This window comes from Bacillus sp. LJBS17 (genome assembly GCF_019334685.1).
Taxonomy (GTDB): Bacteria; Bacillota; Bacilli; order Bacillales; family Bacillaceae; genus Bacillus; species Bacillus subtilis.
Genome location: NZ_CP079759.1, coordinates 2,297,848 through 2,310,049, shown reverse-complemented (window position 1 = coordinate 2,310,049; position 12,202 = coordinate 2,297,848). Strand labels below are relative to the sequence as shown.

Genomic DNA, 12,202 nt, shown 5'->3' with positions numbered 1-12,202 from the left:
GCCGCATAAAGCGGCTTTTGCGGTGTGGGAGTAGGATGGTGTTTTATTTAAAAGCGGATTTCCCGCTCTGTGATACTAGTATGGCGTGTCCTGAAATGGAGTATGACTAACAATATTTGTTCAAACTGGAGGATGAAAAAATGGAAAGTAAAATCGAAATTCTTTCAACAATTAATGTAGAGCATTCTGATGATCTGTATAAAATTGTGGACACATTGAATCGTACATTGAAAAGAGACAATCTGATGTTCGGCCTTGCGCTGGATGAAGAAAACAAAAACCAAGCCGTTTTTACCATTTATCGTACGTAGGTGAGAAGATGAGAAAAAAAGCATTAATATTTACCGTCATTTTTGGTATTATTTTTTTAGCAGTACTTCTTGTCTCGGCAAGCATTTATAAATCAGCCATGGCACAAAAGGAAGAGGGGCACGAAGCAGCAGCTGCTGAAGCTAAAAAAGAAACCGATCTCGCCAATGTTGATCAAGTCGAAACATTTGTCGGAAAAGAAAAATATTATGTTGTAAAGGGAACGGATAAAAAAGGCACTGCATTATATGTCTGGGTTCCTGCCGATAAAAAAGCAAAAATTCTCTCAAAAGAAGCGAAAGAGGGAATCTCTGAAGACAAAGCGGCGAAAATCATAAAGGATGAAGGGCTGGTTTCAAAGCAAAAAGAGGTTCATCTGGCAAGAGAAGGAAACGTCCTGCTTTGGGAAGTGACGTACTTAGACAAAGAAGGGCAATACAGTTTAAGTTATGTGGACTTTACAACTGGAAAGATTCTCAAAAATATCACGCCTTAAGACGAATTAGGGGGAGTTCAAGTTGAAACTGGCAAAAAGAGTATCCGCATTAACACCATCAACCACACTGGCAATCACAGCGAAAGCGAAAGAACTGAAAGCCGCAGGCCATGATGTCATCGGCTTAGGAGCAGGCGAACCTGACTTCAATACACCGCAGCATATTATTGATGCCGCTGTGCGTTCGATGAACGAGGGCCATACGAAATACACGCCTTCCGGTGGTTTGGCTGAACTGAAAAACAGCATTGCAGAGAAATTTAAACGCGACCAGAATATTGAATACAAACCGTCTCAAATTATTGTCTGCACTGGTGCCAAACATGCTCTGTATACCCTTTTCCAAGTGATTTTGGATGAAGAAGATGAAGTTATTATTCCAACGCCTTACTGGGTAAGCTACCCGGAGCAGGTGAAACTCGCTGGCGGAAAGCCTGTTTATGTAGAAGGGCTTGAGGAAAATCACTTCAAAATTTCGCCTGAGCAGCTGAAAAATGCAATTACGGAAAAAACAAAAGCAATCGTTATTAACTCTCCAAGCAACCCGACTGGTGTCATGTATACGGAAGAAGAACTATCTGCGCTCGGTGAAGTGTGCCTTGAACATGATATCTTGATTGTGTCAGATGAAATTTATGAAAAACTTACATACGGCGGAAAGAAACATGTTTCCATTGCACAGCTGTCAGACAGACTGAAAGAGCAAACGGTCATTATAAACGGCGTATCGAAGTCCCACAGCATGACAGGCTGGAGAATCGGTTATGCGGCAGGCTCTGAAGACATTATTAAAGCGATGACGAACCTTGCAAGCCACAGCACGTCAAACCCGACATCAATCGCACAATACGGAGCGATTGCTGCTTATAACGGGCCTTCTGAGCCATTGGAAGAAATGAGAGAAGCATTTGAACATAGATTAAATACGATCTATGCAAAGCTCATAGAAATCCCAGGGTTCAGCTGTGTGAAGCCGGAAGGTGCTTTTTACTTGTTCCCAAATGCAAAAGAGGCAGCTCAATCTTGCGGTTTCAAAGATGTAGATGAATTTGTTAAAGCGCTTCTCGAGGAGGAAAAAGTTGCGATTGTTCCAGGATCCGGATTTGGCTCTCCTGAGAATGTCCGTCTTTCTTATGCAACATCGTTAGATCTTCTTGAAAAAGCCATTGAAAGAATCAAGCGTTTTGTAGAAAAACATAGCTAACAGATCAAAAAGCGGCTGACAGAAAAGCCGCTTTTTATCTGCATTGACCCGGTTAGTTAAGAGCGGGTATAATAAAGTGATGATAAAAGAGTTCGCGGGGCAATGAGCTTCCGAATGTCTTTCTTGTTTTGGAGGGAAATATGTTGAAAACAACAATCAACCAAGTGTACAAGCACGTAGGTGAGGAAGTAACGATCGGAGCTTGGGTCGCTAATAAGCGTTCAAGCGGGAAAATTGCGTTTTTACAGCTTCGGGACGGTACCGGTTTTATTCAGGGTGTCGTAGTAAAAGCGGAAGTGGAAGAAAGCATTTTCCAAACAGCTAAATCAGTGACGCAGGAAACGTCGCTCTATATAAAAGGGATTGTCAAAGAGGACGAGCGTTCTCCGCTTGGATATGAACTTGCTGTGACAGATATTGAAGTCATTCACGAAGCGACCGATTATCCAATTACACCAAAAGAACACGGAACGGAATTTTTGATGGATCACAGACATTTATGGCTGCGTTCAAAGCGCCAGCATGCGATCATGAAAATCCGTAATGAAATCATTCGCGCGACTTACGAATTCTTTAATAACGAAGGCTTCGTAAAAGTGGATCCGCCGATTTTGACTGGAAGCGCACCTGAAGGTACAACAGAACTCTTTGCGACAAAGTACTTTGATGAAGATGCGTATCTGTCTCAAAGCGGCCAGCTCTACATGGAAGCTGCGGCAATGGCTTTAGGAAAAGTATTCTCTTTCGGACCGACATTCAGAGCGGAAAAGTCTAAAACAAAGCGTCACTTAATCGAATTCTGGATGATCGAACCGGAAATGGCGTTTGTAGAATTTGAAGAAAACCTTCAAGTACAGGAAAATTACGTTTCTTTCATCGTACAATCAGTTCTTAAGAATTGTAAAATTGAATTAAACACATTGGGAAGAGACACGTCAAAACTTGAGCAAATCAAAGCCCCGTTCCCAAGAATCACGTATGATGAAGCGATTGAATTTCTGAAAGAAAAAGGCTTTGACGATATCGAGTGGGGAGATGATTTCGGAGCGCCTCATGAAACAGCGATTGCTGAACATTATGACAAACCGGTATTCATCACTCGCTATCCGACGTCCTTAAAACCGTTCTATATGCAGCCGGCTTCTGACCGTGAGGACGTTGTGCTTTGCGCTGACTTGATTGCGCCGGAAGGCTATGGAGAAATCATCGGCGGGTCTGAACGGATTCACGATATGGAACTTTTGGAATCGCGTCTTAAAGAACATGGACTGGATTCTGACGCATATAAATGGTATGCTGAACTTAGAAAATATGGATCAGTTCCTCATTCCGGCTTCGGCCTTGGATTAGAGCGGACAGTAGCTTGGATCAGCGGAGCGCCTCACGTTCGTGAAACGATTCCGTTCCCAAGACTGTTAAACCGTCTGTATCCGTAATACATTCAAATGAAACAAAAAAGAGTCTCCTGCAAGGGAGACTTTTTACAGTAAAGGGGCAATCACAATCCTTTACAGTAAGAGGTGTGACGATGAAAAAACAGCAATTTATTGATATGCAGGAGCAGGGAACATCAACCATCCCCAATCTTCTGCTTACGCATTATAAACAGCTTGGGCTTAATGAAACAGAACTTATTCTGCTGTTAAAAATTAAAATGCATTTAGAAAAAGGATCATATTTTCCTACACCGAATCAGCTGCAGGAAGGTATGTCAATTTCTGTTGAAGAATGCACAAACAGATTGCGGATGTTTATTCAAAAAGGCTTTCTGTTTATTGAAGAATGCGAGGATCAAAACGGCATCAAATTTGAGAAATATTCTCTTCAGCCTTTATGGGGGAAACTGTACGAGTATATTCAGCTTGCACAGAATCAAACACAGGAAAGAAAAGCAGAAGGGGAACAAAAAAGCCTTTATACCATTTTTGAGGAAGAGTTCGCAAGGCCGTTATCGCCTTTGGAGTGTGAAACGCTGGCGATCTGGCAGGACCAGGATCAGCATGACGCACAACTGATCAAACACGCGTTAAAAGAGGCTGTACTATCAGGAAAACTCAGTTTCCGCTACATTGACCGGATTTTGTTTGAATGGAAGAAAAACGGGCTTAAAACTGTGGAGCAGGCAAAAATACACAGCCAAAAATTCCGGCGTGTACAAGCAAAGCAGAATGAACCGCAAAAAGAGTATAAAAGGCAGGTTCCTTTTTACAATTGGCTTGAACAATAAAGTGAAAAGGTGACAATCGTGTTAAATCTAAAACAAATTGAATTCTGTTTAGACAAGATAGGTGACATGTTTCCTCATGCGGAGTGTGAACTGGTTCATTCCAATCCTTTTGAATTAGTGGTGGCTGTTGCTTTATCTGCGCAATGTACAGATGCACTTGTAAACAGAGTGACCAAAACATTATTCCAAAAATACAAACGGCCGGAAGACTATTTGGCTGTTCCGCTGGAAGAGCTTCAGCAAGATATTAAATCAATCGGTTTATATCGTAATAAAGCGAAAAATATTCAAAAGCTGAGTAAAATGATTATTGAAGATTATGGCGGAGAAGTGCCGAGAGACCGCGATGAGCTTGTCAAACTGCCAGGGGTCGGGAGAAAGACCGCAAACGTAGTGGTATCCGTTGCGTTTGGCGTGCCGGCCATAGCCGTAGATACCCATGTGGAGAGAGTCAGCAAACGATTGGGCATTTGCAGGTGGAAGGACTCGGTTCTGGAAGTTGAAAAGACGCTGATGCGCAAGGTTCCCAAAGAAGACTGGTCCGTTACGCATCACCGGCTTATTTTCTTCGGCAGATATCACTGTAAAGCCCAATCTCCGCGCTGTGCGGAGTGTCCGCTGCTTTCTTTGTGCAGAGAAGGGCAGAAGAGGGATAAAAAAGGAATGGTGAAACGATGACGCAAGCAAAAGAAGTGTTGGCTTCCTATGAGCAATACTTGCGCAGTCTTGGCCAGAAGAGTTCCTCGGATATGAAGAAAACCTTGCAGACCAATCCCGTGTATTTTGATATCTGCACGGAATTACAAGGCGATTTGCCATGGGAGGACAGCGGGAAATACGTTCCGCTTTTATTTGAAGTGTGGGATGACATCAAAGCATCACTTCTCCCAGTCTTTCAAACACGAAAATCGAGATGTGACCAAAACGAAATGTTAAAGGGCATTGTGTGTTTGCTGGCTTCGTTACATTGGACAGCAGGTGAGCCGGTGAAATCGCTCAATTGGCAAGAACTGCGGGAGAAATCGTATCCCGCAAAGCCGATTAATTGGGCTGAACGAGTGGAATTTATTCTTCTTAAGCCGACCCAATACCATTGCTTTATTCAGCTTGACGAGCTGATTACCGAAATGAAAAAGCAATTTTATAAATATCATGCGATGAATCGATAAAACCTCCTGTTAAAACGGGAGGTTTTTTATTGTGTACCAAAAAAGCCATCACCCCAAAGGTGACGGCTTTTTTGGTTAATTTGTTTTTTCAATTGATGATGAGTTTGTTTGTGTTTTATTAGATGTGTCTGTTTTATTTTTATTCGTGTCAGTACCTGTTGAGTCATTCGTATCTGAGTTCGAATCACCATCCGACGTATCCTGGTTATTACTGTTATTGTTATTACTATTGTTAGATTGGTCTTGGTTACTGTTGTCAGACGGATTGGTGTTCGTGTTGTCTTGTTTTTTGTCTTGATCATTTGTTGAATCATCTGTCTGATCTTGATCCGTCTGACCGTCATCTTTTTGAGAATCATCAGTTTGTGTATCATCCTGAGTCTTCTCATCTTGTTTTTCATCATCCGTTTGTTGCTGGTCTTTTTTATCTTCATCGTCTTCAGCTTTTGGCACCTCATAAGATGTGGAAGCTGTACTTTTGCCATCATCACTGACGGCTGTTACTTCGAATTTGTACACAGATCCTGGCTGCACACCCGAAATGACTGCCTCTTTTGCAGAGCTGTTTTGAATTTCCGAGTAGCTGCCGCCGTCAACAGATTGCTTAACAGCAAAGGTCGCATCACCGTCGTAATTCCAGCTTAACGTTAAAGATTGATTGTCTTTATCGTATTTCACGTTTAAACCAGACAGTTTAGCTGTTTCCTCTTTTTCTTCTTTCTCATATGTTTTAGAAACAGTAGAAGGAGCTGTGCCTTTAACAAAGTACTCTGTGAGCTTCTTATCGCTTGGCGTATTTGGCCCTGCCAGTTTTGCAGGGTTTGAGCCTTTTTCTACAGAGGCTTCCACTACGCTGTCAGGTTTCTCAAATGATCCGCTTCCGTCATCGACATCGGCGATGAGTTGGGCGAAGATGCGCTTTGCAACTTTTTGCTCTTCAGCTGAAAGTGATTTCTTTCCAGCTTCGTTTTCTCCCATACCCGTCCAGACGGCAGCTGTATATTGCGGTGTGTAGCCAACGAACCAAGAATCTCGGGCGCCACCGCTAGCGATATTGTACCTTTTGACTTCATTATCATCAAAGTTAGTCGTTCCTGTTTTTCCTGCAACTTCTACACCAGGTACTTGTGCAAGCTGTCCAGTACCTGTCTTCACAGCTGTTTTCAGCATATCTGTAATCATAAACGCAGTATAATCACTCATGGCTGATTTTGATTTTGGTGTTAAGTCAAGCTTCGTGCCATCGTTAAATTCGATAGATTTTACAAAATGCGGTTCATTATACGTTCCGTTATTTCCAAACGCGCTGTATGCACCTGCCATTGTCAGAGGAGAAACACCATCGTTCCCACCGAAACCGCCAATAGAATAGGCCTCTGTTACATTATCTTTTGTTAAACCAAGGCCAAGTCCATTTGCAAAGTCTACAGCAGTATCTTTACCGACTGCCTGGAATGCTTTTAAAGCAGGTATATTTCTTGATTGGGCCAGAGCGTAACGCATTGAGATAGGCCCTAGATATTTGCGGTCCCAATCACGAATCGGTTTTCCGTTAGAATACGTATAAGCTGAGTCATCAATTTGTTCGTATGTGGACCATTTCTTATTTTCAATAACTGGTCCGTAGTCCAAAATCGGTTTTATGGTTGAACCAGGCTGTGCCTTAGTTTGAGTAGCATAGTTAAAGCCTCCGACAGGCTGATTGCGTCCCGCACCAATCGCTCGGACTTCTCCGTTTTTGGTATCGAGAAGCGTCACACCGCCCTGCATGCCTTCAGTAAATCCGACAGTGTCTCCGTCCATTAATTCATCTAGTTTGTCTTGTGCTTTTGTATCTAATGTTGTATAAATCTTTAATCCGTCAGTACCTGGATTGACATCAGATTTTTCTTCAATTTCTTTCATGACTTCTTCAACAAACGCGCTGTATTTGTTTGAATTGTTTTTTTCATATTCCTTTTGTGAAACAACGCCTTCGTCTTTCACTGCCACTTTTTTCGCTTTGTTGTATTGAGAATCAGAAATAAATCCTTGCTTTTTCATCAGACTGAGTACGATGTTCCGTCTTTTTTCCGCTTTATCCGGGTTTTTAACGGGGTTGTACGCTGTCGGGCTTTGCGGCATACCCGCGAGTGTCGCAGCTTGTTCCACAGTCAATTTGCTTAAATCTGTGACGCCGAAAAATTCTTCCGCCGCTTTTCCGATTCCGTATGCTCTAGGAGAAAAATAAATCCGGTTTAAATACATTTCTAAAATTTCATCTTTAGAGTAATTGCGCTCCAGCTGAATTGAAAGCCACACTTCCTGTACCTTCCGTTTTAATGTCTTCTGATGTGAAAGAAGGGAGTTTTTGACGACCTGCTGGGTGATCGTACTTCCGCCTTCAGCTCCGAAGCCGTCTTTAAAGTTGGCGACAAGGGCACCTCCGATACGGACAGGGTCAATCCCGTGGTGTTCGTAAAAACGTGCGTCTTCTGTCGCGATAAAGGCTTCTTTTACGACATCAGGTATTTCATCTATTGAGACGTAGGACCGCTTTTCGGAACCGTATTCAGCAATTTCTTTTCCGTTTTTATCATAAATCGTTGATGAATAAGGCGTCTTCAATTTGCTTTCGTCTAGTGAAGGCGCATCTGAAACCATAACGGCAAATGTAACAGCACCGCCGACTACGCCTAAAACAAACAGAATGAGTAAAGTGAAAAGGGTCTTTTTAAACAATCCGCCCTTTTTTCGTTTCTTGCCTTTTTTCGGTGAAGGACTCGACTTGCTGTTCGCTTTTCGTCGAGCTTCACGGCTGTTAAATTGATCTGACATAACATCTCAACCTTTCGTTAATCAACCTTTCGCACCAGATGATGGCGAAAAATAAAGCTGTTCAATAATACTAATATAATCAATTCTGGGTGCGTATCCAAGAGAAATCGGATAAGCTGTTTCTTCCAACTCATCTTTTCGAATTGATTTTCTGCCGTTTTTTTCTTTTCTGTCCCAGAAATAAAACAGCTTATCGGCTTCCAAAAAATAAACCTGGTCGAAAGCGGATATAATAACAAAACAAATACCGTCTTGAGCCTTTACCTGCTTCATATGCTCGATTTGATGGTCATGAAAATTCTGCAGGGGGAAAGAGGTCTTGTTTTTCGTTTCTTTCGCCTCAAAATCAATATACCGCCCTTTGTAAATCCCATTGTAGTCTGTTGTCGATGATTGTTTAAAGTAAGCTTCTTTAATCACTGCGGCACTTCTTTTTGGATAATGGACATTTACAATTTGAACAGGTGTCGGCTTTTTGTGTATAACGGCAATTTGGTTTGTCAGATAATACTTATTCGTTTCGTTTAAGTCATCTTCGAGGGTCATTCCGCGATTACTGTAAGACGGGGCCCTTTTCCGACTGTTTTGGGATGAAACCGAATGTTTCGGCTGAAATGTTTTTCCGTTAGGATACCGAATCACTTTCTCATCCTCCTTATTAAACTAATCATGACGGAAGTGAATGAACGTGCAAGAACAACAGACCATCAGAAAGCTTCTGAGCCGAATTGAGCGGCAGACAAAAATAAAAAACGCGGATAACATTTCAAGAACAAATGCTTATAAAGCATTTTACGACCGTCATCCGGAAATCAAATGGTCGCTTTTGGCTTCTTTCGTTTCTCGTAATGCCGGCTGGTCAATGACTGACTTAAAAGGCAGTCTGTTTCAGCTTGGACTCCGTGAGAGACAGCAAAAATGGTTCTTTTTAGCCTATGAAAGAGCGAACTGGCTTATATTTTCGGATGCCTATCCGCAGCTTCTATTATACCAATGGTCAAAAAGAGTCGGGAAACCGCTGTTTCATCTGCTGCATGTGTTTGGCGTCTCACAATTTATGACGGAAGAATGGACCCGTTTTTGGCATGAGCGAAATACGGAGCGGCTAATGTATGCCCTCATTATAAATGAACAAAACACTATCCAAACACCTATTATACAAAATCCTTCGTTTAAAAAGAATGTTTTTGACACGATTCCTTTTTATTTAAGTGATTGGTTACATTTTAACACCGTTATTTTTCCTTCCTCAAATGGGTTTCTTTACGGCATTTCAGTGAAACGCTTTTCAAAGGCGGAGGAAAGGATAAGGCTGGGAAAGCAGCTGTCTCAATTGCTGTTCAAGCCAGAATTGTTCTCCTCTTTTTATCACTTTTTGCACACAGTGCCGCACACAGGTTCCCGTTTTGATATGGAAAAGATAATCGGGATTACAAAAAGAACATCTCCTATGCTAAGGACATGCTACCCTGAGTTAATCCACTCATTAGACGGAACGAAAACAGATTGGTTTCATGGAAAGATAAAGAAAACGTTCTTTAGGCGCGAGGAATTGCCGAAGCAGATTGAATTGACAGACTGGTATTTACATAAAAAGCGCCAGCTTCATGCGCTTTTTGCGGTGGAGCAGTGGCTGAAAAAATAAAGAAGCAAGGAAATTCCTTGCTTCTTACGTAGAAGGGCGGTTCGGGCCGCCTAATTTTTTATCTAAAGAATCGATTGCCTTTGATTCAGTCTTTTTTTGCTGGCCGGCTTTTTTCGGTCTTGTTTTCATACGGCACCTCCTCACAAGTATCGTTTGCATTAACGAGGAGGATCATACAATTTTTGCGGGTGTTTTTGTCGAAAACTTCAGCTTTTCGTGGAATACCTGTTTGTTTGGCGATTTGCTTCTAGTTTTGTCATGAGGAAGGAAAGAGCCTTGAGAGCAAAGAATTTTAACCGGGAGAGACGAGGAAAGGGAGGTACACGAATGTCCGGTTATGTTAGCAAGACAGATATTCTCCGTATGCTTTCTGATATAGAAGATGAATTAACGCGAGCTGAGCAAAGCCTGAATCATTCTGTAAATGCATTAGAGGCTGAGATGCGGGAAACGGAAAACGATCGCCTGAGTGTGCTGGAAGAAGAAATCATAGATCTTCATATTTGTATAAATGAGCTGTATCAATCGCCTGAACACAGGTATGCGTTTGAGAAGGTATACCGCATCGGCTGAATTTGCGAGTGAAATTTGGTACGATAGGCATTGAGGTGAAAGATATTGCTATCACAAACTTTGCTGGAAATGACCGAGCAAATGATTGAAGTTGCTGAAAAAGGCGCTGATCGGTATCAGGAAGGGAAAAACAGTAATCATTCTTATGATTTTTTTGAGACGATAAAGCCTGCAGTTGAAGAGAATGATGAACTGGCCGCTCGCTGGGCAGAGGGTGCTCTTGAATTGATAAAAGTCCGCCGGCCTAAATATGTGCATAAAGAGCAAATTGAGACCGTAAAGGATAATTTCCTGGAATTGGTCCTTCAATCATATGTTCATCATATTCATAAAAAACGGTTCAAGGACATCACTGAGTCAGTCCTTTATACATTGCACGCAGTAAAGGATGAAATTGCAAGAGAAGACAGCCGGTAAAAGGCTGTCTTCTTTTCTTTTTTATAGGGGGCCGGGCGTTAATTCATCTCATATGCCGGGCTTTCTGCTCCATTTGCTTCGAGAACCTTCATACTGTTACGAAACTCAGTTATGCTGAGATGTCCTTGAATATAGAGGAACTTGGCAAAGTCCATCAGTTTATTCATACAGTCTGTTTCATATTTCTTCATTTCTGCAAAACGTTTGCTTAAGTATGATACGTTCATTATGGTGCATCCCCTCTCATCTGTATTGAAAATATGGTACCATAATGATTCGACTTTTTTCTGTTTTTAAAAAATTTAAACTTTCGACACAATTTGACAAATGCTAATCATCACTTGTGACACAAACAATAGAAGTCATTCATACATATATAGAAGAGAAATATGTTGTGTTTAGGGGGGAATCGCAATGAACGGGAGCTCTCGAAGCTATCCTCGGCAAATGGGCTATTATTATCCTCAGCATATGCAAGGATATTATCAGCAGGCTGCACCCGGTTATTTAGAGCAACAACTGCCTCAGCAGCATTATGGACAGCAGGATTACTATCAGCCTTATGCTCCGATCCAGCCTATGCCTATGCAGCCGCCTGTATTTTCTAACCCTTATCCTATCCCAAGGCCTAATCAACAGCAGCCTTCGCAATTTCAAAGCATTATGTCGCAGTTCAAAAAAGCCAATGGGCAATTTGATTTTAATAAAATGATGGATACGACAGGTCAAGTAATGAGTGCAATGAATCAGGTCGGATCTTTAATAAAGGGATTTACCAGCTTTTTTAAATGATAGAAGCATGAATGAATCGTTCATTCATGCTTATTTTTTGGAAAGAAAAGTGTCATTGTCTGCTCGTTCCAAGACGTTTCCATATCTTCTTGGCGAACTTCATAAGGCAGCTGAACCGTTCTTGTCATGCTTGTAAAGGTAGCCTCATTTTGGTGTTTCTGTTTTTCGTGGAGTGTTACATGGAGATACCTCGATTTAACATCAACGACGATCTCGCCATCTCGAAACGTCGCCGGTATGGTAATATCGATATACAGCCCAGTATCTTTTTCTCTGACATGTATGGTCGTCTGCACATCCTTTAAACTCGAGTTGATCAGGTTCTGAAATCCGTTTATAAGGTTGCCGAACGCTGAGGATTGGAAAAGAGTGTCGATTGCCTCCGTTATGATTTCTTCTTTCTTTTGCAGTTCGTTCTTTTTGTCATCATAGAATTCCAATTTCGCCACCGCCTTTTTTAACCAGATTATGCGTCTATGCCAGATGTTGTTATAAATTGAAGCAAAATTGAAAGTGTGGTTAAATAGTGGTGAATGAAGGGATAACGGTTGAA

Annotated in this window: 16 protein-coding genes; 11 read left to right on the top strand and 5 right to left on the bottom strand. The window is 41.8% G+C overall.

Going from position 1 to position 12,202, the window contains the following annotated elements; translation table 11 throughout:
• The first annotated feature begins 140 nt into the window (after positions 1-140).
• From KXZ66_RS11815 to KXZ66_RS11785, 7 genes are all read left to right on the top strand, one after another.
• A complete protein-coding gene (locus KXZ66_RS11815) occupies positions 141-311 on the top strand; it encodes a YpmA family protein (protein WP_003225588.1) in 171 nt (56 codons plus the stop codon).
• A gap of 8 nt (positions 312-319) precedes the next feature.
• Positions 320-805, top strand: a complete 486-nt coding sequence (gene tseB, locus KXZ66_RS11810) for a cell wall elongation/penicillin-binding protein regulator TseB (protein ID WP_014477164.1) — start codon at positions 320-322, stop codon at positions 803-805.
• A gap of 22 nt (positions 806-827) precedes the next feature.
• Positions 828-2,009, top strand: coding sequence for an aspartate transaminase AspB (gene aspB, locus KXZ66_RS11805; RefSeq protein ID WP_003230667.1), 1,182 nt, complete (start codon positions 828-830; stop codon positions 2,007-2,009).
• Between the two features lie 143 nt (positions 2,010-2,152).
• Positions 2,153-3,445, top strand: coding sequence for an asparagine--tRNA ligase (gene asnS, locus KXZ66_RS11800; protein ID WP_004398777.1), 1,293 nt, complete (start codon positions 2,153-2,155; stop codon positions 3,443-3,445).
• A 92-nt stretch (positions 3,446-3,537) separates the two neighbouring features.
• The gene (gene dnaD / locus KXZ66_RS11795; protein ID WP_004398499.1) at positions 3,538-4,236 is read left to right on the top strand and encodes a DNA replication protein DnaD; all 699 of its coding nucleotides are present in this window, start codon (positions 3,538-3,540) and stop codon (positions 4,234-4,236) included.
• 18 nt (positions 4,237-4,254) lie between these two features.
• Positions 4,255-4,914, top strand: a complete 660-nt coding sequence (nth, locus tag KXZ66_RS11790; protein ID WP_077671383.1) for an endonuclease III — start codon at positions 4,255-4,257, stop codon at positions 4,912-4,914.
• Positions 4,911-5,405, top strand: a complete 495-nt coding sequence (locus KXZ66_RS11785) for a YpoC family protein (protein ID WP_219144559.1) — start codon at positions 4,911-4,913, stop codon at positions 5,403-5,405. Before nth ends, KXZ66_RS11785 begins: the two co-directional genes overlap by 4 nt.
• Before the next feature lie 75 nt (positions 5,406-5,480).
• Here the strand turns inward: KXZ66_RS11785 and KXZ66_RS11780 are convergent, their stop codons facing one another.
• Both KXZ66_RS11780 and recU read right to left on the bottom strand, forming a co-directional pair.
• A complete protein-coding gene (locus tag KXZ66_RS11780; RefSeq protein WP_219144558.1) occupies positions 5,481-8,222 on the bottom strand; it encodes a PBP1A family penicillin-binding protein in 2,742 nt (913 codons plus the stop codon).
• 21 nt (positions 8,223-8,243) lie between these two features.
• Positions 8,244-8,864, bottom strand: coding sequence for a Holliday junction resolvase RecU (recU, locus tag KXZ66_RS11775; RefSeq protein ID WP_219144557.1), 621 nt, complete (start codon positions 8,862-8,864; stop codon positions 8,244-8,246).
• A gap of 40 nt (positions 8,865-8,904) precedes the next feature.
• On the opposite strand from recU, the gene KXZ66_RS11770 reads away from it, so the two are divergent.
• A complete protein-coding gene (locus KXZ66_RS11770) occupies positions 8,905-9,867 on the top strand; it encodes a DUF2515 domain-containing protein (RefSeq protein WP_021481527.1) in 963 nt (320 codons plus the stop codon).
• Between the two features lie 24 nt (positions 9,868-9,891).
• On the opposite strand, the gene sspM is transcribed toward KXZ66_RS11770, so the two are convergent.
• The gene (sspM, locus tag KXZ66_RS11765) at positions 9,892-9,996 is read right to left on the bottom strand and encodes an acid-soluble spore protein SspM (protein ID WP_003225606.1); all 105 of its coding nucleotides are present in this window, start codon (positions 9,994-9,996) and stop codon (positions 9,892-9,894) included.
• Between the two features lie 198 nt (positions 9,997-10,194).
• Here sspM and KXZ66_RS11760 point away from each other — a divergent pair, with 198 nt between their 5' ends.
• Together KXZ66_RS11760 and KXZ66_RS11755 are read left to right on the top strand one after the other, a co-directional pair.
• Positions 10,195-10,440, top strand: coding sequence for a DUF5446 family protein (locus KXZ66_RS11760; protein WP_021481526.1), 246 nt, complete (start codon positions 10,195-10,197; stop codon positions 10,438-10,440).
• A gap of 45 nt (positions 10,441-10,485) precedes the next feature.
• The gene (locus tag KXZ66_RS11755; protein ID WP_021481525.1) at positions 10,486-10,857 is read left to right on the top strand and encodes a YppE family protein; all 372 of its coding nucleotides are present in this window, start codon (positions 10,486-10,488) and stop codon (positions 10,855-10,857) included.
• A 38-nt stretch (positions 10,858-10,895) separates the two neighbouring features.
• Here KXZ66_RS11755 and KXZ66_RS11750 read toward each other — a convergent pair whose 3' ends face one another.
• Positions 10,896-11,084, bottom strand: a complete 189-nt coding sequence (locus KXZ66_RS11750) for a YppF family protein (protein WP_003230690.1) — start codon at positions 11,082-11,084, stop codon at positions 10,896-10,898.
• Between the two features lie 187 nt (positions 11,085-11,271).
• On the opposite strand from KXZ66_RS11750, the gene KXZ66_RS11745 reads away from it, so the two are divergent.
• Positions 11,272-11,649 (top strand): YppG family protein, encoded by a 378-nt coding sequence (locus tag KXZ66_RS11745; protein ID WP_004398696.1) that lies wholly within the window; start codon positions 11,272-11,274, stop codon positions 11,647-11,649.
• 20 nt (positions 11,650-11,669) lie between these two features.
• Here the strand turns inward: KXZ66_RS11745 and KXZ66_RS11740 are convergent, their stop codons facing one another.
• The gene (locus KXZ66_RS11740) at positions 11,670-12,089 is read right to left on the bottom strand and encodes an Hsp20/alpha crystallin family protein (RefSeq protein ID WP_219144556.1); all 420 of its coding nucleotides are present in this window, start codon (positions 12,087-12,089) and stop codon (positions 11,670-11,672) included.
• Between the last annotated feature and the right edge of the window lie 113 nt (positions 12,090-12,202).